The sequence below is a fragment of the Capnocytophaga sp. HP1101 genome, assembly GCF_054772415.1.
Genome location: NZ_BPUU01000005.1, coordinates 21173 through 43637, shown reverse-complemented (window position 1 = coordinate 43637; position 22465 = coordinate 21173). Strand labels below are relative to the sequence as shown.

At 41.9% G+C, this 22465-nt stretch carries 15 protein-coding genes; 6 read left to right on the top strand and 9 right to left on the bottom strand.

Annotation, left to right across the window (positions count from 1 at the left end; genetic code table 11):
• Together RCZ04_RS04865 and RCZ04_RS04860 are read left to right on the top strand one after the other, a co-directional pair.
• A partial coding sequence (locus RCZ04_RS04865) for a hypothetical protein (protein ID WP_460484833.1) occupies nt 1-227 on the top strand: 227 nt, incomplete at its 5' end.
• A gap of 155 nt (nt 228-382) precedes the next feature.
• On the top strand, nt 383-3688 hold the full coding sequence (locus tag RCZ04_RS04860; protein WP_460484832.1) for a glycosyltransferase family 117 protein: 3306 nt from the start codon (nt 383-385) through the stop codon (nt 3686-3688).
• Nucleotides 3689-3692: 4 nt separating this feature from the next.
• Here the strand turns inward: RCZ04_RS04860 and RCZ04_RS04855 are convergent, their stop codons facing one another.
• Both RCZ04_RS04855 and RCZ04_RS04850 read right to left on the bottom strand, forming a co-directional pair.
• A complete protein-coding gene (locus tag RCZ04_RS04855; RefSeq protein WP_460484831.1) occupies nt 3693-5630 on the bottom strand; it encodes an LTA synthase family protein in 1938 nt (645 codons plus the stop codon).
• 24 nt (nt 5631-5654) lie between these two features.
• Nucleotides 5655-6740 carry a glycosyltransferase family 4 protein gene (locus tag RCZ04_RS04850; RefSeq protein ID WP_460484830.1) on the bottom strand — a complete coding sequence of 362 codons (1086 nt, stop codon included), beginning with the start codon at nt 6738-6740 and terminating at the stop codon, nt 5655-5657.
• Nucleotides 6741-6817: 77 nt separating this feature from the next.
• Here RCZ04_RS04850 and RCZ04_RS04845 point away from each other — a divergent pair, with 77 nt between their 5' ends.
• The 3 genes from RCZ04_RS04845 (at nt 6818) to hemL (ending at nt 10641) form a co-directional block, all read left to right on the top strand.
• Nucleotides 6818-8179: an O-antigen ligase family protein gene (locus tag RCZ04_RS04845; RefSeq protein WP_460484829.1), complete on the top strand. Its 1362-nt coding sequence runs from the start codon at nt 6818-6820 to the stop codon at nt 8177-8179.
• Between the two features lie 188 nt (nt 8180-8367).
• Entirely contained in the window at nt 8368-9303 is a 936-nt protein-coding gene (locus tag RCZ04_RS04840) for a carbohydrate kinase family protein (protein ID WP_460484828.1), read from the top strand.
• A gap of 51 nt (nt 9304-9354) precedes the next feature.
• Nucleotides 9355-10641, top strand: a complete 1287-nt coding sequence (gene hemL, locus RCZ04_RS04835; protein ID WP_460484827.1) for a glutamate-1-semialdehyde 2,1-aminomutase — start codon at nt 9355-9357, stop codon at nt 10639-10641.
• 691 nt (nt 10642-11332) lie between these two features.
• On the opposite strand, the gene RCZ04_RS04830 is transcribed toward hemL, so the two are convergent.
• The 3 genes from RCZ04_RS04830 to RCZ04_RS04820 all read right to left on the bottom strand — a co-directional run bounded on the left by RCZ04_RS04830 (nt 11333) and on the right by RCZ04_RS04820 (nt 14337).
• Nucleotides 11333-13504, bottom strand: coding sequence for a glutamine synthetase III family protein (locus tag RCZ04_RS04830; RefSeq protein WP_460484826.1), 2172 nt, complete (start codon nt 13502-13504; stop codon nt 11333-11335).
• Nucleotides 13505-13612: 108 nt separating this feature from the next.
• Entirely contained in the window at nt 13613-13822 is a 210-nt protein-coding gene (locus RCZ04_RS04825; RefSeq protein WP_460484825.1) for a four helix bundle suffix domain-containing protein, read from the bottom strand.
• A 92-nt stretch (nt 13823-13914) separates the two neighbouring features.
• Complete coding sequence (locus RCZ04_RS04820) at nt 13915-14337, bottom strand: hypothetical protein (protein WP_460484824.1); 423 nt, start codon at nt 14335-14337, stop codon at nt 13915-13917.
• A gap of 640 nt (nt 14338-14977) precedes the next feature.
• Between RCZ04_RS04820 and RCZ04_RS04815 the strand changes: the two genes are divergently transcribed.
• On the top strand, nt 14978-16213 hold the full coding sequence (locus tag RCZ04_RS04815) for a hypothetical protein (RefSeq protein ID WP_460484823.1): 1236 nt from the start codon (nt 14978-14980) through the stop codon (nt 16211-16213).
• 491 nt (nt 16214-16704) lie between these two features.
• On the opposite strand, the gene RCZ04_RS04810 is transcribed toward RCZ04_RS04815, so the two are convergent.
• From RCZ04_RS04810 to RCZ04_RS04795, 4 genes are all read right to left on the bottom strand, one after another.
• Nucleotides 16705-17397 (bottom strand): hypothetical protein, encoded by a 693-nt coding sequence (locus tag RCZ04_RS04810; protein ID WP_460484822.1) that lies wholly within the window; start codon nt 17395-17397, stop codon nt 16705-16707.
• Nucleotides 17394-18101, bottom strand: a complete 708-nt coding sequence (locus RCZ04_RS04805) for a hypothetical protein (protein ID WP_460484821.1) — start codon at nt 18099-18101, stop codon at nt 17394-17396. Before RCZ04_RS04805 ends, RCZ04_RS04810 begins: the two co-directional genes overlap by 4 nt.
• 62 nt (nt 18102-18163) lie before the next feature.
• Complete coding sequence (locus tag RCZ04_RS04800; protein WP_460484820.1) at nt 18164-21202, bottom strand: leucine--tRNA ligase; 3039 nt, start codon at nt 21200-21202, stop codon at nt 18164-18166.
• 213 nt (nt 21203-21415) lie between these two features.
• Nucleotides 21416-22399 (bottom strand): hypothetical protein, encoded by a 984-nt coding sequence (locus RCZ04_RS04795; RefSeq protein WP_460484819.1) that lies wholly within the window; start codon nt 22397-22399, stop codon nt 21416-21418.
• Between the last annotated feature and the right edge of the window lie 66 nt (nt 22400-22465).

Sequence of the window (22465 nt, the reverse complement as noted above, 5' to 3'; positions counted from 1 at the left end):
TAATACTAAAAATGCCAAAAATAGGGTTTCGAGGCGAAAGAAAGAGGAAGTGCGAGCCGCACAGGCAGGTAGAAAATGAGAGAATTAGCAAATTTGAAAATGAGAAAATGTGCAGAAACCTCCCCCTAATACACATATTAAGCTGTGCCAGCTCGCTGACTACCCTCGGGGAGGGGAGAGTGTGGCGATGGGGAAGTGAAGGAAAAATGGAGAAAACCTCCCCCTGACCCCCTCGGAGAGGGGGAACTGTGGGGACGGGAAGTTATGGTAAAGAGGGGGTAAAAAGGGGATAAGATGGAGGATTGTGGGGGTACAGCTGATGGAGAAATTTGGTCAATTGGTAATTGTTTCTTACTTTTGCACTTTGAAATATAAAGTACTGATGACAGAGAATCAATTTAAGAAATATAACCTCATTGTGGGGTGGGCTGTTTTTGCTGTAGCTCTCATTACTTATGGGCTTACGGTAGAACCTACGGTTAGCTTTTGGGATTGTGGCGAATATATCGCTACCTCAGCGAAATTGGAAGTGGGTCACCCCCCTGGAGCGCCTTTATTCCAAATGATAGGTGCTTTTATAGCTGCTTTTGCTCCAAACTCGGATAAGATTGCGCTGTTTGTGAATTATATGTCGGTTTTATCGAGTGCTTTTACGGTTCTTTTCTTGTACTTCATCATTGTAAACTTGACTAAGAAAATCGCCTTAAAGAGAACAGATTCTGTTGAAGGAGAAACGCCCTCTGCGCTTACCCAAGGGCAATTTATCGCTGTTTTGGGGAGTGGGGCAGTAGGGGCTCTTGCCTATACTTTCTCGGATAGTTTTTGGTTTAACGCGGTGGAAGCAGAGGTGTATGCAATGGCAATGCTCTTTATGTCGGCTATGTTTTGGTTAGGCATCAAGTGGACGGACAGTTTGCACGAACCACGAGGCGACCGTTGGTTATTACTTATCTCTTTGGTTGTGGGGCTTTCGTTTGGGGTGCACTTTATGGCTTTACTGACGATTCCAGCCATCGGTATGCTTTATTTCTTCAAGAGTAACTACAAGAAGACGGCAGTAAACTTCATCATTGCTAATGTAGTTTCTATTGCTATTTTGCTGTTGATATTTAAACTGATACTGCCTTACACCTTGGCGTACTTTGGTTATTTGGAAGTGTTTTTTGTGAATAGCTTTGGTATGCCGTTCAACTCAGGGACTATTATTGCGGGACTGAGCGTTATTGCGTTCTTTTATTTTACGCTCAACTACGCTTATAAGAAAAACAGAGTACGCTTGCAGACCGGTGTTTTATGCTTGTTGTTTGTGTTTATAGGGTTTTCGTCTTGGCTGATGATACCTATTCGCGCCAATGCCGATACGGTTATCAACGAAAACAGTCCGACTGATGCGCGCTTGCTATTAGCTTATTACAACCTTGAACAATACCCTGAAACGCATTTGTTCTACGGTCCTATGTATTCGGACAAATACGCTGGATTGGACGAAGAAAAACCGTATGAAGATGCGAAGCCAAAATACGAGCGTGATTATGCTTTAGGCAAATACATCATCGTGAATCAGTACAAAAACGCTCAGATGGCATCGAATAGCAAACAAGAGGGTGTTTTGCCGAGAATGTGGAGTGCGCAACACGCGGCGAATTATATGAAGCTGACAGGACTGCTTACGTTTAAAATAAAAGAAGAAGCGTACAATGAGCCTAAACTGTATCAGTTCTTGCAAGAAGTGCAAAGACAAATGCAAATACAACCGCTTCCACCGGAGCGTTACGACCAATTCCTTACTGAATATCGGGACTATATAGAAGTAGAGAAGCCAAGTTTTTGGAAGAATATGCGTTATTTGTTTGAGTATCAGTTTGGGTATATGTACTTCCGCTATTTTGCTTGGAACTTCATAGGCAGGCAAGACGATGTGCAAGGCAAGATGGAGAATGACCACGGCAACTGGCTATCGGGCATTAAGCCTATTGATAGTTTCCGCCTTGGCTCACAAGACAACCTTCCTGCCGATGTGCTGAACAATAAAGCGCGTAATACTTACTATTTCTTACCTTTGCTCTTAGGACTTTTAGGTTTACTTTTTATGGCGACGAAGAGCGAACGCCAAACGTGGGTAGTGATGATGCTATTCCTCTTTACGGGTTTGGCAATGAAAATATACCTGAACGAACGACCGTTTGAACCGCGAGAGCGAGATTATGCGTTAGTAGGTTCGTTCTACGCTTTTGCTATATGGATAGGAGTAGGGGTATACGCGTTATTCCACGCACTTAGGAAGGTGCTTTCGCCAAGAATAGGAGCGCCTTTGGCAGTGGTAGCGAGTGTGCTTGCTGTACCTGTGCTGATGGCAAGTGAGAATTGGGACGACCACAACCGCTCGCAAAAGTATTCGGCGGAGTTTATTGCGGACGCTTATTTGAGTTCGGTGGCTAAAGATAAAGACGCTATGATATTCACGATTGGCGATAACGACACGTTCTTATTGTGGTATGCCCAAGAAATAGAAGGCTATCGCACCGATGTGCGGATAATTAATACCAGCTTGTTGCAAACGGATTGGTATATCGACCAAATGAAGCGCCAGGCGTACGAAAGTAGTCCGATACCAGGTGAAATGGTGCACAAACAATATGCTCACGGGGTGCGTGAAGGGGTGTATTTTCAAAAACGCACCGAGAACCGCTGGAATATTAAAGACTTTGTGAAATGGGTAACCAGCGATGACCCCAATACACAGCTCAGTAGCAGTAGTGCTGAAGGAAGAACTTTTAACTACTACCCTACGAACAAAATACGGATTCCGGTGAATAAAGAAAACGTACTGAAGAGCGGTATTGTAAAGCCTGAAGATGCTGATAAGATAGTAGATTATATAGATATCACGTTGCCCAGCGCTATTGATAAAGCGCGGATTGTAATGCTCGATATTTTGGCTTATAACGATTGGAAACGCCCTATATACTTCACCGGTGGCAGTATGGACGCTGCTGAGTATATCTGGATGAAGGAATACTTGCAATTAGACGGATTGGTATATAAACTCGTGCCTATTAAAACTCCTATTGACAAAAATCACCCTTTTGATATGGGACGTATAGATTCTGACTTGATGTACGACATTATCAAGAAATGGGATTGGGGCAATATGGGGAAACCTGGTATTTACTTAGATCCTGAAACGCGTAAGAACAGTATTATCTTCCGCGGTAATTTGGCACGCCTTACTGAAAAGCTGATAGAAGAAGGTAAGTTAAACAAAGCTAAAGACGTTTTGAACATTGGTATGAAAAATATGCCATTGGAAGCTTATGGTTATTACTTCACTCTTGACCCGTTTATACAAGGATATTTTAGGGTAGGAGAGAAAGAGACCGCACGCAGATTGGCTTTGCAGATATTTGGTAAGTATCAAGAAGAACTGAATTATTACGCACACTTATCGCCCGATGAGCGCTATGCTAATACTGCCAGAATACAGTACACCATAGACCGTTATGGAGAATTATTATTGCTCATAGCGCCTCTGGACAAGGATTTTTACGGAAGACAAGTAGAAGTGCTCAGAGCGAAGGCAAGTCCGTTTATGAAATCGGAAGAGTTTGATGAGTATATGAAGATGCTAAGCGATGATGAGAGGGATGAGGTTGTAGACACGGTAAGGGTGAAAGATAGTGAAAATTAGGACATTATTGCAATTTATCATTGATAATTCTATCCATATAATCCTGAATAAAGGCACGCATATCAGCGATGCCTTTTTTCATTTCTTCATTATGGGAGCTTAGGTCTTTGAGGTTGTGGGAGAGGTTTAAATCGTCTTTGGCATACACGCCCACTACTTCGCCTTGCAGGTCTAACACGTAAATGTAATTACCTTGAATGAGCTGGTAGAACTGCGTGTGGGTAACAAAAGCACGGGGGGTTTCATCGGGGATATTAGCCAATAGGCTACGCCCCCAAGAGCGGAAAGGTTTTTGGTAGCCCATCAAATCTACAAGTGTAGGGAAAATATCGATTTGTTGCCCTAAAACATCCGAACTACCTTGTGGAATTAAGTTTTTATTAGGGCTAAACAAGATAATAGGCATATGGTGATGTGCGATTTTTTGTTTGTAATAATCGTAGTAATCTTCAGTAGTATGGTCGGGTAAGATAGCAAAAATAGTATTGTTATACCAATCTTCTTTTTTAACGGTATCGAAGAACTTGCCAATGGAGTAATCGGCGTACTCTACAACGTTGTGCATTGGCATATCGCCGGTATTGAAACGCTTGTCAAGCGGAGCAGGCACTTTGTAAGGCCCGTGAGAGGAAAGGGTAAATACGGTAGCTAAGAATGGGCGTTTCATCAGGTTGATGTTTTTAGCGAAGTACTGCAAGAAAGGCTCGTCGTCTATACCCCAACTGCCGTTGTAATAGCGGTCGTCGTTGAATTCGGTACGGCCTAAGTAGGTTTCGTAGCCTATTTGGTGGGTATAGCCATCGAAATTCATAGAGCCATTGGTAGCCCCGTGCGCGAAGAGCGTTTGGTAGCCTAAAGAGCGTGCGATTTCGGGCAGAGAAGACACTTTGCGCTGTGCGTAACCCGAACGCACCCAAGCGGTTTGGAAAGTAGGCATACCTGCAGTTACTGCCGAAATACCTTCGATAGAATGGATACTATTCGCATAGATATTTGTAAAGTAGTAGCCTTGTTGTGCTAATGAATCTAAGAAAGGGGTATGAGTGCGGTAGTTGGGTATTTGTGTATTTTGGTTCATCACCCCGAAGTATTCAGCGCCCATACCTTCAAGGATAATGACTACTATATTGGGCTGGTTAGTGACATTGCGGTGATATTGTTTGATAGGCTTGATATTTTCATTGATATAGGCTTGGGTAGTGAATTTAAATTCTTTAAAACCTTTGTTTTTGCCCATAGTGCGCAAGATTGTAAAAGGTGTGTTGAGCAGTACGTTCACTTGGGAAATATCTCGAGCGTATTTGCTGGCATCCATAACGGTAAGCGGAATTACCCCTGCTTTGAACGAAAAACCGCGTATGCCGAAAATCAGTGTAGGGGCAAGCAGTACCAGCACAATGATAGAGGTAATGAAATAAGGTTTTCGAGCGGCTATCTTTTCTTTTTTAACTTTCACTCTTTTGTAGAGGAATATCCATAAAAACACGAAAACTGCAAAGGTGAGGAAAATAGCCCAGTATTGCACCAAAAAGCCAGCGAGCAGGGTAATAGGGTTGTGTTCATTTTCCACCAATGCCCAATCGTTGGTAGTGAGGCGTGTTTTGTTATAGGCAAAATAAGCAATATCAATAAAGTTGAGCAAATAAGCAGGGATATTACAAAGGAAGTAGACCCAAAACAATACTTTTTGGAAAGACTTCTTGGTGTTGATGAGCAAAGGGAGCACACTGAGGAAGATGAACAACAGGTTTACGTAGATGATAGCCGTAGTATCGAACAGCAAGCCGTAGAAAGCTAAGCGGAAGAATTCACCTACACCTTCAACATTTAGATGAGCGCTATTGAAGGTATAAAAAGCAATACGAGCTAAAAAGTAGAAAAGGTAGGCTAATGCCAATCGGTAGGCAAGTGTTTTATATTCGGCAGTGCGGAAAGATTTCATAAAAGTATACTTGTTATTTTGTTGTTAAACTCTGTTGTACAAATTGATATATTCTTTAGCCATAGTGAGGTAGCTAAATTGTTGAGCCCACTCTTTTAGGCGAGAGGGGTAGTTGAGTGTAGGGTTGTGATATGCTTTGAGTCCTTGTTCAATAGTGTGAGCCATTGCTTGAGGGTTGAAGCTATCGAAGTAGAAAGCTACATCGCCCCCTATTTCGGGCAAACTGGTGTAGGTGCTCAAGAAAATAGGTTTACCAAAAGCCATTGCTTCGATAGGAGGGATGCCAAATCCCTCGGCAAGGGAAGGCTGGCAGAGCGCCTCACAATGTTGTAGCAAGGCGTATTTTTCATCTTCGCTGATATTACTAAAGAAGTGCACTCTATTTTCTAATCCTAATAAGTGAATGGTATTCATTACCTCGGTAGCGTAAGGTTCTTTCTTTTCGGAGGATACTAGAACTAAATCTTCTTTTAAAAAAGGGAGCGCTTCTACTAAGCTCTTTTGGTTTTTTTTGCTAAAAAGCACCCCTATATTGAGCAAAAAAGGGCGATTTTTTAAGAAAGCAAACTTTTCATTTAAGGGGTAAGATTTATTTTTGGGGAAAGAGATGCCGTTGTGGATAACAGTAATTTCCTTTAAATTATCTAAGTGCAAAAGAGTAACGTTTTGCAATACATCTTGTTTTACAAACTCGGAAATACACACGAGGTAATCGGTATGAACCAAATTAGTATTCACCCTATTGAGTAGTTTATGGCGCTTGTACTCACTAATATCCTCGTACAAAAAATTCAAATCGTGGAGGGTAAGGATTTTTTGAGTATGTTTATAAGGTTTTTGGAAATATCTTGATAGCTGATGGCTCACATGAATAATATCAAAACCCTTACTGAAGAATTCTAAATATCGATGCCATTTCTTATAAAGCACAATCCTAATTAGAGGTGATATTTTTTTTATCTCTTTTTCTATGCCAAAATAAGACACATTAAGTTCAGGAGCTAATAGAGTTATTCCTTTAGCTAAGTTTCTAAACACATTTGCTAACCCTGAATTAGGATAACGCAGACGCTCTAAATCTAATAATATCTTATTATTGATAATACACATATAGAATGTGAAAAATATTTTATTTATAGAATGCAAAATTACAGAAAAATACTACTTTTGCAAAAAAAAATAATTAAATGAAGTTTCTCAGCCTATTCATCAACCTATTTTTTATAATCTTTGCAGGGGTGTATTTTGTGTTTCCTATTGATTTCAATATACCTGCTGTTGATGGACTTTTAGATTTTTTTTATCATATCGGATTAGTAATTTCTTTGTTAGTAGCAAGTGTAGATGTTTACTTAAAACGGAAACAATTATTTAAAAATATAGATTATTATCGGTTGTTTATTACTTTTTTAGCTACTTTTACAGCTTGTATATACATCTACAATCGTAAAACACCCTTAGGGTTAAGTATTTTGTTATTAGGGCTTTGTTTGATATATGGGCTCGTTAAGAAAACATTCTATTCCCCTCATCCAATAATGGTTGTACTGTTTCTTTTTAGCTCCTTGAAAATAATGAGCTGCCTTTGGTCGTCAGATGTTAGACAAGGCTGGGCTCATATTGATTATTACACTGCTTTTATATTTTTGCCTATTATTAGTTGTTTTTACCGCGTGGAAGCTAAAGAACAAAAAGCTTTTATATATCCTATTTTTTCTTTTTTTATTAATTTATTAACACTTACTTTTATTGCCTATATTTTAACTGTAAAACAATTGAACCAATCTTTTTGGTCTTTTCTCACTTTAAATAAAGAATACTTAGGGTATAACGTAGAAACAGGGATTTACAATTATTATCAATCAATAGGGTGGAGCAAGACTTTTCATCCAAGTAAAATAGCATGGATTTTTCTTACGGTTTTGGCAGTATCTTATTGGCTTTGGCAGGAAGGCAAAAAGAAAATTATCACTACTTCTCAGCTTTCTTTTTACGCGCTTTTACTACTAATAGTTTCTCTGTTGTTACAAGCTCGAGTCGCAATATTAGGATTTTTTATATTAGTTAGTTTATTTATTTGGGTAGGTCTTATGAGATATGTTAAAAGCCGTAAAAGTATATTTTTTTACACAATTTTAGCTACATTTGTTGCTATATCAGGTGTAATACTATCCATTACACAAACTACTTTTTTCAATGATCCTTCACGATTAAAAATGAGTACGCTAGTTTTCAAAAGTTTTTTTGAGTATCCTTTTTTAGGAGGAGGCGCTTTTCACGAAGCTTTCCTACTTCATCAAGCTAATATAGATTTAGTGTCTTTACATAATGAATTCTTAACAGCATTATCTGATCAGGGTATTTTGGGGCTTTTATTGTTTTTAGCTTTTCATATTTTAGTAGTTTACTATGGGCTAAAGGCGAGATATTTCTTAGGGATTTACGTACTCCTTGCTTTCGCCATCTTCAATGCTACCGATGGCGTGATGGGATTACCCATTTGTATTCCTTTCTTTCTTTTCTGCCTTATTCCTCCCAAGCAAACTTAACCTCTTTTTTCTTCTTTTAAAAGTATTCCTCTATCATCATCCTCGTTTTATAGATATTTTTTTTCCTCCCCTCCCGCTTAGCTCACTTATTCACAAAACTTTTTTCGCCTTTCACTTCTCTGTCTCTTCTTTTTTCACTACCTTTGCCCCCGAAATCTATTACTCACAGATCGTCTTTTCATAAATAAATGAATAAACTACTCATTCTCGGAAGCATCGCTTTCGACCAAATCGAAACTCCTTTCGGAAAAAGCAACGCTATTATGGGGGGCTCAGCAAACTATATAGCCCTCGCTGCCGCTCAGTTTGAGGTTCCCTCAGCTGTCGTCTCTATCGTCGGCGACGACTATCCACAAACCTACTTAAACCTCCTTACCCAGCGCCATATCGACGTCTCAGGTATTGAAATCGTGCACGGTGGCAAAACCCTCTTTTGGAGCGGTAAATATCACAACGATATGAACCAACGCGACACCCTCGATACCCAACTAAATGTACTTGTCAATTTTAAGCCCACAGTTCCTGAAGCTTTTCGAAATGCCGAAGTGCTCTTACTCGGCAACCTCCACCCCACCCTGCAAATGGACGTACTCGACCAGATGTATGAACGCCCTAAATTAGTGGTGATGGACACAATGAACTACTGGATGAACCACACTTGGGATTTGCTAATGGAAGTTATCGCACGCGTAGATATGCTCACAATTAACGATGAGGAAGCTCGCCAACTCACCAAAGAGTATTCTCTCGTCAAAGCCGCCCAGCGCATTATGGCAATGGGCGTGAAGTTCGTCGTAATTAAAAAAGGCGAACACGGGGCACTGCTATTCCACGAAGATAAAGTATTCTTTGCCCCTGCCCTCCCCTTAGCCGAAGTCTTTGACCCTACCGGCGCTGGCGATGCTTTTGCTGGCGGACTCGTAGGTTATCTCACCAAAACCCGCGACTATTCGTTCAGCAATCTAAAAAATGCCATTGTGCACGGCTCAAACATCGCCTCTTTTTGTATCGAAAAGTTCGGTGCCGACCGCCTGCTTACCCTCACCCAAGACGAGCGCCACGCCCGACTACGACAATTCCGTGACCTTACTCAATTTGATATTCAAATAACCCCTAATACCTAAGGATTAAGCCCTGAGACCTATTGCCTGAGGACTAAAACCTAACGCCTAAATATGATTTACAAAAGAAGTAGCGAACTATTCGCAGCAGCCCAACAAGTACTCCCCGGCGGAGTCAATTCTCCCGTACGCGCTTTCAATGCCGTCGGCGGACATCCTATTTTCATCAAAGAAGCCCAAGGCGCTTTCCTCACCGATGAAGACAACCGCAAGTATATCGATTATATCGCCTCTTGGGGACCCCTCATCTTAGGTCACGCTTACCCTCCTGTGATTGAGGCAGTAACCCAGCGCGCCAAGAAAGGTACTTCCTTCGGGATTCCTACCGAAGTCGAAGTACAAATTGCCGAATTAGCGGTCTCAATGGTGCCCAATATCGACAAGATTCGATTTGTGAACAGCGGTACCGAAGCCTGTATGAGTGCTGTGCGCTTGGCTCGAGGCTACACCGGTCGCGAGAAGATTATCAAATTCGCCGGTTGCTACCACGGTCATTCCGATGCTTTCCTTATCGAAGCGGGCAGTGGTGGCGCCACTTTCGGTAGTCCCAATAGCCCTGGCGTAACACAAGGCACAGCTAAAGACACCCTTTTAGCAAATTATAACGATTTAGCCTCCGTAAAAGCCCTTTTTGACGCGAATCCACAGCAAATCGCTTGTGTGATTATCGAACCCGTAGCGGGTAATATGGGGTGCGTACCTCCTGCCGAAGGTTTCTTGGAAGGCTTGCGTCAATTATGTACTGAAAACGGTGCGATTTTGATATTCGATGAAGTGATGACCGGTTTCCGCTTAGCCAAAGGTGGCGCACAAGAGCTCTTCAATATCAAAGCCGATATTGTAACCTTTGGTAAAGTGATTGGTGGCGGACTACCAGTCGGTGCTTTTGCCGGTAGTAAAGAAGTGATGAGCTACTTAGCTCCCGAAGGTCCCGTGTATCAAGCGGGTACTCTTAGCGGAAATCCTTTGGCGATGAGCGCCGGTTTAGCGATGCTCACTGCCCTGAATGAAAATCCTGAAATATTCGATAGTTTGGCGAAAAAGACAGCTTACTTGCACGAAGGTTTCGACAACGTACTGAAACGTTCGGGCATTCCTTACCAAATCAATAGCTTTGGTTCAATGTTTACCCTCTTCTTTGCCGAAGCACCCGTAACCGATTTTGCCAGCTCAGCTAAGAGCGATACCGCACGCTTCCGCAAGTATTTTCACGGAATGCTACGCGAAGGTATCTATTTACCTCCAAGCGCTTTTGAAAGTTATTTCCTCAACGATGCCCTTACTTACGAAGATCTCGATAAGACCATCGGCGCTCTCGGCAGAGTCATAATGGAATTATAGCACTCACAATTACCTCTATACTACACTTTGTCAAAAGTCCTCAACGGTGTAACCCGTTACAATACTTTTGACAAAGTGTTTTCTATTAATATCTAAAAACTGTCCTTCTCCCCTCTCCCCTTCACCTTTCCATCACTGTATTCCCCTCTTCAAAGCCTGTCCGCGATAGCGGAGTAAGTGAATAGGTGGAGGTTTTCATCATTTTTCTCCCTCTTTTTCGTCCCTACACTCCCCCTTTGGAGGGGGTCAGGGGGAGGTTTCTGCACATTTTCTCATTTCCAAATTTGCTAATTCTCTAATTTCTCCTCCTACCTGCCCGTCGTGCTACGACCTTTTTCTTTCGCCTCGAAACCCTATTTTTAGTATTATTGGCATTGTTGTATTATAGTATTAATCAATTACTTATACACCCTTTGTATAACAATCGTCCAAGATTCGTATAAGCTTCCTATAAGCTTTGTATAAGCTAACCATACCCATTTTACCTTTNNTATAAGCTTCCTATAAGCTTTGTATAAGCTAACCATACCCATTTTACCTTTTACCTTTTATCTTTTACCTAAAAACACCCTTCCGAACATTTCCGTTTCCTTCCGAAACCACTGATATGTCACTTTTAGCGATATACACTTTGCTAAAGTTTTTAATCGCTCGTCGTGCTACGACCTCACACCGTGCTACGACCTCACACCTAATTAAAAAACAACTCGCGGTATTTGGTAAGTGTCCACAACTCATCATCAACCATAAGTTCGAGTTTATCGCAGTGGTAACGAATTTCGTCAAAGAAAGGTTTCACTAAGGTACAATAAGCATCGGCTTTGGCTTCAAAGTTAGGAAGATTATTAGCGCGTTTGCGAGCTTCAATCATCGCATCAACCTTACTGTGGATCACCTTGATATGTTCGGAAATATGGCGAATGAGCTCTATTTGCTCGGCGGCTACTTCTTGGTAGTTGTCGCCAAAGATTTCTTTTAAGCCTTTCACATTCTCAATGAGGGTGTTTTGGTAACGCACGGCCGTAGGTACGACGTGGTTGCGAGCTATATCCCCCAACACCCGCGATTCTATCTGCACGGTTTTCACGTATTCCTCTAAGGCAATTTCATAACGTGCGTGTAGCTCTACTTTGCTTAGCACACCCGTTGTTTCAAAGAGTTTTATTGCCTTCTCACTGATATTCTCTTTCAAAGCTTCAGGAGTGGTCTTATGATTACTCAAACCGCGACGGGCAGCCTCTGCCTCCCATTCTTTGCTATAACCATCGCCTTCAAAAAGTATCTTTTTGCTCTCTTTCAGGTAACGACGCAACACTTTGAAAATCGCATCTTCTTTCTTCTTACCCCCTTCAATAAGCGCATCAACAGCTTTTTTGAAATCTACCAATTGTTGGGCTACTATGGTGCTAAGTACCATCATCGGCTTACCACAGTTGGCTTTAGAACCTACCGCGCGAAACTCAAACTTATTGCCCGTAAAGGCAAAGGGCGAAGTGCGGTTGCGGTCAGTGGTATCGAGAAACAAATCAGGGATTTTGCCTACTACGTTGAGCTTGAGTTCGCTCTTTTCTTCAGGCGATAGGTTTTCGGAAGATACTTCCAAAGCCTCCAACACTTTGGTAAGCTGTTCGCCAATAAATACCGATACTATGGCTGGGGGTGCTTCATTCGCCCCCAAACGGTAATCGTTAGTTGCTGAAGCTACTGAAGCTCTGAGCAGTGGTTCGTACTCGCATACTGCCTTAATGGTACAGATAAAGAAAGTCAGGAATTGCAGGTTTTTGATAGGTGTTTTGCTGGGTGCCAAAAGGTTTACGCCTGTATCGGTTACGAGCGACCAGTTGTTATGCTTACCAGAGCCGTTTACCCCTGCAAAAGGTTTTTCGTGGAAGAGGATTACAAAGTCGTGGCGTTCGGCTACCTTGCGCATCACGTCCATAAGGAGCGAATTTTGGTCGACTGCCAAGTTGGCTTCTTCAAAGATAGGAGCCAACTCAAACTGGTTAGGGGCTACCTCGTTATGGCGCGTTTTTACAGGGATACCCAATAGTAAACACTCTTGTTCTAAATCGCGCATATAAGCCAGCACACGGCTCGGTATTGCGCCGAGATAATGGTCGTCCAACTGCTGTCCTTTAGCGGCTTGGTGACCTAAGAGCGTTCTGCCGGTAATCATCAGGTCGGGGCGGGTATTGGCAAGGGCTTTGTCTATTAAAAAGTACTCTTGTTCGCAGCCCAAAGTAGTGGTTACCTTGCTCACATTCCGGTCGAAATAGCGGGCTACCTCAGTAGCAGCTTGGTCGATCGCACTGAGGGCTTTGAGCAGCGGCGTTTTGTTGTCCAACGCTTCGCCCGTATAGGCGATAAAGATGGTAGGAATACACAATACCGTGCCGTATACAAAGGGCGGTGAAGAGGGGTCCCAAGCGGTATAGCCACGTGCCTCAAAGGTATTGCGAATACCGCCATTGGGGAAACTGGACGCATCCGACTCCTGTTGCACCAACTGACCGCCTCCGAAACGCTCGATAGCGCGGTCGCGGGTAACGGGCTCAAAGAAAGCGTCGTGTTTTTCGGCAGTACCTCCTGTAAGGGGTTGGAACCAGTGGGTGTAGTGGGTAGCGCCTTTGGAGATTGCCCAGTCGCGCATAGCGGTCGCCACTTGGTCGGCTACACGCCGGTCGATTTTAGTGCCGTTGTGAATGGCGTTCATTACGGCGGTGAAGGCATCGCGTGTCATCAATTGGCGCATTGCCTCTTCGTTAAATACATTTTGGGCAAACAGTTCAGAGCGTTTGCCATTTTCGGGTACCGCTACCGGTTTGCGGTTTTGTGCGGTAGTAAGGGCTGTAAATCGTAACATTTTAGGTGTTAGGGTTTAGATATTCTTTCTTAGTTTTGAATCGTCCTCCTCTTCCGTCTAGCTTGTCTGACAGGTCTAACATTTTCAGACAAGTCCAATCTATTAGGACTACTCTCTAAATTCTTTTCTCGCTTGATACATTTGTTCTCTAATACCTCCTTGTTCAAGGAACATTATCTGTTGTTTCTCTATTAGACGTTTCAGCAAATAAGTTGTCTGATTGATAAGTGTTATACAAAAGTTTGCTAATTCTTCGTCGTTCGTCTTAAGTATTAGTTTTTTGTAGCCGGTAAAAATCTTTTCACTACGAGCATACATACGCATTTTTTTAGGTTTAAGCTAGTCAGACCCCGTCCGACAAGTCTGACTGGTCTGACTCTCCCAACCTATCCTTTCTCGCTACTACGCTCCTACAACCCCATCGTAATCGTTGGTTTTTCATCAGTTTTAAGCGTTACCGCCTTCACTGTTTTCAAACTGTTTTTAGTAACTTCAGAGCCCGAAAGGTTCTTCTTTCCAGCATTGTCCTCAGCGTAATACACCACAAACTGATACACTTCTTGTCCATCAACCACATCTACACTCAATACAAACGAAGCTTTCCCGTCATCATCTGTCGCCGATGGCTTCGTGCCAAAAGTAGGATTCGACTCACTTTTGTTTTTCCAGCCCCACTCATCATAGGCATAAATCACCCAGTTTTTAAGAGGTGTCCCGTTGCTGTCTTTCAAATAAACAGTTACATCTACTTTGCCTTCTAATTTCTTGATTTGCTCTTTACTGCAAGAAAGCGCTCCCAAGGCAACAAGGAGCATTAAAACAATTTTTCTCATTATATTTAGTTTTTAATTACTTCTCAACATTCTTTTTCTTTCGTCTCGAAACCCTATTTTCAGTATTATTGGCATTATTGTATTATGCTATTAATCAAGCATTCATACACCTTTTGTATAACAATCGTCCAAGATTCGTATAAGGTTCGTATAAGCTTTCTATAAGCTAACCATACCCATTTTACCTTTTACCTTTTATCTTTTACCTAAAAAACCTCTTCTGATATTTTTCGTTTTCTTATGAAAAATCCAATTCTCTTTTGAGCCTCTCCGAGATTCTCCAAATTATCCAACCTATCCAAAAAATCTAACCTGTCCTTTTCTCTCTCTTGCGACAAAAGTAATCATTTTTCTTCATATAGTAATTGTTTTTACAATTTATTTTGTACTTTTGTATTATCAAAACCATAAATAAAGTCAGTTCAATATAACAAAATTCTAACTTACAATTGATTTTTCGGTATACTCCGTCAAATCCAAGCAACTCGTTGCTAAAATCCGTGGACAGATTTACTATTACCTAAATTTATCTACACCTCAATCCGTGAAATCCGTGAAATCCGTGCGATGCTTTTTAAACAATATAGGTTGATTATCACAAAATAACCTTACGTCAAATTCACATTAAATATTACCCTAAATGAAAAGAACCCTTTACATCATCTTAAGTGTCCTATACCTTTTCTCAAGTTGCCGAAAAGATAGCAACAGCGAAGATAACTCCAACCTTATCTCTAACAACACCCCCTTCCCAATGATGGCTTGGATAGGACTTTCCCCCCAATCGTCTACTGAAGCCTATCAAGAAATGAAACAAGCGGGCTTCAACTACAATATGTTCCCCTATAACACCTCCCTCGCCCAAACCAAAGAGGCTTTGGATAAAATGCAAGCCTTACAAATAAAGAGCATCGTGCATTGCTCAGAACTCTCCACCGATACCGAAGCCACGATTAAAGCCTTAAAAGACCACCCTGCCGTAGCAGGTTGGTTTATGACAGATGAGCCCTCAATGAAAGATTTAGATAAGGTAGCTGCGAAGATGAAACGCTTTCAGCAAATCGATAAAAAAGGCATCTGCTACGTAAATTTCCTCTCGATAGATACTTCCGAAAAGCAATTAGGCGCTTCTTTTGATGCTTATCTTGAAAAAGCTACCCGCACCCTCCCTTTGCAAATGCTCTCATCTACCTTCTACCCTATTGTGCTCAACAAAGGAGCCAAAGAGAGAACTGTAAACGGATTGTGGTATAAAAACTTGGAAGTATTTTCAGCCAAAGCCAAAGAACTACACATTCCTCTCTGGACGCTCGTGCTATCATCGTCCCACCCTCTCGGTGAAGGCGGATACCCAGAGCCCACCCTCGCCGACCTCCGCTTGCAACTGTATACTAACTTAGCCTACGGCTCACAACTGATGCAGTTCTACACCTATACCACCCCCATTGATAACCTTACCTACAAAGCCCCTATTGCACCCGACGGCTCTAAAAACGCTATCTATTACCGATTAGCACAAGCCAATACCGAAGTACAAAAACTATCAGGGGTGTTTGTAGGAGCGAAGATGCTCAATGTATGGCATACAGGCAAAAGTATTCCCGCAGGCACAAAAAGACTGGTATTGCCTAAAAACTTTGAAGTCCTCAAAACAGGTGATATAGGAGCAACCGTTTCGCTCTTGCAGAATGGTTCGCGCCACTATTTGATGATTGTAAACCACAGTCCACTTAAAACATTGCCCTTAGAGATAAAAGCCACCCCCGAAGTACAAGAAGTAACCAAAGAAGCCCGTCTACATACAGTTGATTGGACAAGCGTAAAAACATACACCTTAGAAGCAGGAGATATGCGCCTTTTCTCGTGGACAGAATAAAAAGATTCCCATCTTATAAACTTCCCCCATCTTCCCTTCATCTTTCCGTCACTACAGTTCCCCCTCTCGGAGGGGGCTAGGGGGAGGTTTATTATGTGCTATAACACTTTGCCAAAGTTTGAAACTTTGGCAAAGTTCAAATATTCTCGGTATTCCCCTCGTCATTCGCCCCTCGTTCCTCGTCCTTTTCCCCCTATTGCCTATTGCCTAAGACCTATTGCCTTTTTCTTTTCTTTCGCCTCGAAACCCAATTTTTAGTATTATTGGCATTGTTGTATCATAGTATTAATCAATTACTTATATGCCCTTTGTATAACAATCGTCCAAGATTCGTATAAGCTTCCTATAAGCTTTGTATAAGCTCAGCATACCCTTTTTACCCTTTACCTTTTATCTTTTACCTAAAAACACCCTTCCGACATTCTTCGTTATCTTTCTCCAACAAGTCTGAAATGTCCGACTCGTCCAAACAATCTCTCCCTATTTGCTAATTAAAAAGTTACGTGTATTTTTTTGTTATACTTATTCACAATTTGCAACAAATAAGGCAGTACCCCACGCGACATTGTAATTCTTGTAGTTTTCGGCGATTTGATTTTTACATAAAAACCGTTTTTGGTATAGCCCCAATCTATATCTGTGATTTTTGCGGGGTCGATTTCGCGTATTGCGTAGAAGAGAAAGAAGTACAGTTGCTTGTTGCACAACACAAACGGCGGACTGTAGCAGGTGATAACGAAGAGCTTACTCTTTACTTTTAGCAAGTGTTCAAAATCACTGTCGCTCATTTGTTCTACCAGCATTCGCAGGGCTTTTTCGTTGCGCTTGAACACGTAGTTGATAAGCCAATAGCCCAAGCAACCTATCAGGCAGAGAATGAGCACTTCTGAATTTACTTCATCAAATGAGAGCAACTGTAACACTGGTAGCCCCTCTTGCCACATCAGCAGAAAGACGATAGGCAAAGGTGCTACAAACACTACAATGATGATCCCAATAACCCAGTAGCGAAACTTGTGCAGTCCTTTCAAATAAGCTTCGCGCTTTTGGGAAAGCTGGTGAGTAGGACGAAAAAGTGCCAAGCGCTCTTCAAATTCGTTCTTGCGCACCATCGTAAGGTACATAAAAACAAGAAGAAAAACAATCAAAGGCACAAAGGCGAGTAAATAAATATAGTCGGTCATATTATTTGAGTTTTTGTGTACTTTTTAACAATCTTCTCAAAGTAAGGAAACACCTTTTCTAACATTGTTATACCAATCATTTTCTTCGACAATTTGATTCGTACAAACACGTTACTCCTACCACGACCCCAACCCCAATAGCATTTCATATCAGTAATTTCGGCGGGGTCAATCTCGCGAATCATATAGAAAATAAAGAGATACAACCGATGTTTGCACAACACAAACGGCGGATTGTACTTGCTGCTGATTGGCAGAACGCCTTTTATTTCTAACAATAGCTCAAAATCACTATCGCTCATTCGCTCAAGCAACATTCGCAGGGCTTTTTCATTGCGTTTCAGCACGCGGCTAATGAGGTAATGCACTCCTATAACAGGCACAAGGGCAAGCAGTATAAGTAGCTTAATCTCATCAGGAATGGGGATACACAGCCTTCCCATTTCGTGATATCCTTCATTAAGCATCAGCAGGGTAAAAGCACATAAAGGAAGGTAAAATATCAACATCAAAGTAATATTAGCATATTTGCGGTATTTGCGAACACCTTGCATATAGGTTTCCCGCTTTTGTGGTAGTTGGTGAGTAGGACGAAAAAGTGCTAATCGCTCTTCAAAGGCATTTTTGTGCACTATCGCAAGGTACATAAAGATTGCTATTAATGCTACTAAAAATGCAAAGCAAATAATATAAATTCTATCCATAATTTTAGGTAAAAGTTAAGAAGTAAAAAGTCGTTAATCACTAATGACTAACGACTTTTATATTACATTACAATATTGATAATTCTGTTAGGCACTACAATCACCTTTTTAGGGGCTTTGCCTTGGAGTTGTTCTACCGTTTGAGGGTCGGCCAAAATAGCTTGTTCTATCTCGGCGGGAGTCATAGTGGTAGCAAACTCGCGTTTGAAGCGCACTTTACCGTTGAAGGATACGGGGTATTCTTTGCTGTTTTCTTGCAAATACGCCTCGTTGTGCTCAGGATAAGCCGCAAAGATAATGCTTTCAGTATGCCCTAAGTGTTTCCACAGTTCTTCAGCAATATGAGGGGCAAAAGGTGCTACGAGTACTGCCAAGGGTTCTAACACTGCTTTATGCCTACATTTTAAGGTAGAAAGCTCATTCACACAAATCATAAACTGACTCACCGAAGTATTGAACGAGAAGTTTTCAATATCCTCATTCACCTTCTTGATAGTTTTGTGTAGGGTTTTGAGCATTTCGGGGGTAGCAGGCTCTTCGGTTACTTGCCAGCCACTTTCAGAAAAATACAAACGCCATAGCTTGCGCAAGAAGTTGTACACACCCGAAATACCTGCCGTGTTCCAAGGTTTGGCTTGTTCCAACGGACCTAAGAACATTTCGTACAAACGCAACGTATCAGCACCGTATTGCTCGCAAATATCATCGGGGTTTACCACATTGTATTTAGATTTGGAGATTTTACCTAATTCTTCATCTGTGTAAAATTTAAATTCTTCTAAAGGTAATTTTTTAAGAGGATTTCCAAAACCAATATACTCTTGTTCCTCTAATAGTAAGAAACCTTCTTTTGTTACAAACACAGGGTAGTCAAATCTCATCCATTTAGCATATTCTGAAACTCCTTTAAAATCAAGATAAGAAGGTTTATCAGGATATTCGTAGTCTGAAACATATTCAATAGGTATAGGTAATTTCTGAATATTCTCAGATGTTTTGGTATCAGGGTCAAACTGAAAAGATCTCTCTAAACTATTTTTGTCAAAAATTATAGTGGATGAGCCAACTTTATCAGGAATAACTGTAACACTATCGCTATAATTTCTATAATTATCATTGCGAACTTTTCCATTGCTACTTGTTTCTCTGAAACAACTTTCTATAAAGCCTTGTATCATTCCTTGGTTAATCAGCTTTTTAAACGGTTCTTCGGTAGGGGCAAAACCGCGGTCTTTTAGGAATTTGTTCCAGAAGCGGGAGTACAACAAGTGCCCCGTAGCGTGCTCACTACCACCTACGTACAAATCTACGTTTTGCCAATAGTCTTCTACCGCTTTGGTAGGGAATACCCCGCGCTGGTCTTTCTCCATCATATACTCCAACCAATACCAAGAGGAACCTGCCCAACCTGGCATCGTATTCAATTCCAACGGGAAGACGGTTTTATGGTCGATGAGCTCATTGCTTACTACCTCGTTTGTAACAGTATCCCACGCCCATACCGCAGCATTGCCCAATGGTGGGTTGCCCTCTTCGGTAGGGAGGTATTTCTCTACTTCGGGGAGGAGAATAGGGAGGTGGGACTCATCTATCATTTGAGGTAGGCCGTTCTTATAGTAAACAGGGAAAGGTTCGCCCCAATAACGCTGGCGTGAAAAAACAGCATCTCTCAGGCGGTAATTTACTTTCGCCTTGCCTGCGCCTATCGCTTCTAAGGCAGCTAATACTTTGGCAACTGCCTCTTTAAATCTGGTACAACCATTGAGGAAATCAGAGTTTTGATAGGTCATTCCCTCTTTTTCGGTAAAGGCTCCTTCTGAAATGTCTTTGTCAAAGATATTGATAATCTCGGGCATTCCTTTCTTACCCTCAAAGTGTTTAGCAAAGGCGTAATCGCGTTCATCGCCCGCAGGTACTGCCATTACAGCCCCCGTGCCATAACTTGCCAACACATAGTCGCCTATCCAAATAGGGAGCTCTTTGCCGGTGAGTGGGTGCACGGCATACGCCCCTGTAAAAGCACCCGATACAGTTTTAGTATCGGCCATACGGTCACGTTCTGAGCGTTTGGCAGTAGCAGCAATATAGGCTTCTACCTCAGCACGCTGCTCGTCGGTTGTGATAAGGGGCACCAACTCGTGCTCTGGAGCCAAAGTAAGGTAGCAAACGCCGAAGAGGGTGTCGGGGCGGGTAGTGAAGACCCCGATTTTGCGCTCGCCTCCAGCGAGCGCAAAATCTACAGACGCCCCTACTGACTTCCCTATCCAGTTGCGTTGGCTTTCTTTGATGCTTTCGCTCCAATCGATGGTGTCTAAACCCTGCAAAAGGCGTTCGGCATAAGCGGTGATACGCATACTCCATTGGGTCATCTTCTTGCGAATGACGGGGTGCCCACCGCGCTCGGATACGCCATTGACAATCTCGTCGTTAGCCAATACAGTACCCAAAGCAGGACACCAGTTTACTTCGGTTTCTGCCAAATAGGTAAGGCGGTATTTTAGCAAATGGCGTTCTTTGCTTTCGGCTGTCATTGCGTGCCATTGGGCGGCACTAAAGCGTGGGGTATCCTCATCGCAGGCTGCATTGACTTTCTTGTTGCCTTCAGTTTCAAAGAGGGCAATAAGGGTTTCGATGGGCTCTGCCTTGTCGGTTGCGTTGTTATACCACGAGTTGAAGAGCTCAATAAATATCCACTGGGTATGGCGGTAATAGGCAGGGTCAGAGGTTTTGACCTCGCGGCTCCAGTCGAATGAAAAGCCTATTTTGTCCAGCTGCTCGCGGTAGCGCGCAATATTCTGCGCGGTAGTAAGCGCAGGATGCTGACCGGTTTGGATAGCGTACTGTTCGGCAGGCAAGCCAAAACTGTCGTACCCCTGAGGGTGCAACACGTTAAAACCTTTGTGTCGCTTGTAGCGCGCCACAATATCGCTGGCGATATAGCCCAGTGGGTGCCCTACGTGCAAGCCCGCCCCTGAGGGGTAAGGGAACATATCAAGCACGTAGTACTTAGGTTTATCGCTGTTGTTTTGGGCTTTAAAAGTTTCGTGTTTCGCCCAATATTCTTGCCAAAAGGCTTCTATTTCTTTGTGATTGTAGGTCATTTTCAATTAACAATTAATAGTAGGGGGCAAAGGTAATAAAAAATGACAAATGACGAGTTACGAATGAGGAAAAATAGAGCAAACACAGGAAATTTATTTTCAAAAGAAGTGCGACAAGTCGCAGAAATTTACAGAAATTTTTGTTTTAGATTTGTAAGATTTCTATAGCTATAGCCATACTTCTTTAACTAATTTCATACGTTTTACTTTACTCTATAAGTTTTTTAGCAGAACATACCGCATTGCATCGTAGAAAAGAGCAGTGGATAAATGTCCCGTATTCCAAATTTCCACTTCTATATTTCCATAAGCGGGAGCGTGCTGGTGAAGTGGTAAAAACAGATCGTAGCGAGCCATCACTGGAAACACATTGGGAGATTGGTTTTCTTGCCATTGGGCTGAAAAATTTAAGTGACGTGTAATGATTCTGTTTCGCTCAATTTCACTTTCAGTAATGTCTTTCTTTGGGAAAATAAAAAACTTTTCGTGTGCTACAGTTCCTACTATCGGCACATAGAAATCAGCTGAATTATATATCGTCCGGTGCCTGTTTGCTATCACAGCTCCTAAACTAAATCCGCCAATTTCGATAGTCTGTACTCCTTTTTGTCGTAACGTGTGAATCAGCTTTTCGGTTAATTTCACACTTGTTGCCATCGTTGCCATAAAGGTCGATAGGTTCGCTGTGCCCTGTTTCAAAGCCCCCTTTTGCTTGTGAAAAGGAGTTCGGACTACGATTAGGTTTACACCTAAATCGTTGATTCTCTCTTTTTTGAAAATGTTAGAGAAAATACCATAGAAAGGATATTCTGATGCTCCGTGATGAAAAATGAGTGTGTTGGAGGTATTGGAATCCCATTTGTATATTAAAAATGCGGGATCTAAGACACCTGCTTTGGTAGAAGCTTTTACCTCATATAATTCTTCTCTGTTCCAATCGGGGATTTCTAAATTTATAGCTTCTAAGTGTTCTGTAAAATCGACTGTTTCCACTCCGTTAGGAAAATAAACAGGTTCAGAATAAGCTATCTTGTCTACCAAAAAATTTAGATTAAGAGCAGGAATTTCTTTTTTAATTGCAGAATTAGATGCTTGTACGAATGTTTTTTCTATTTTTTCATAAGATGGATTGCGGAACAGCCACAGAAGACTGATTGCAGAGCAGATAACAACTGCCAACAAAAATAAATATATCATCTTTTTGATTTTCATTCTTAATGTTTAAAGTAATCAATGACTAACAAATTGAATTATTTATGAATA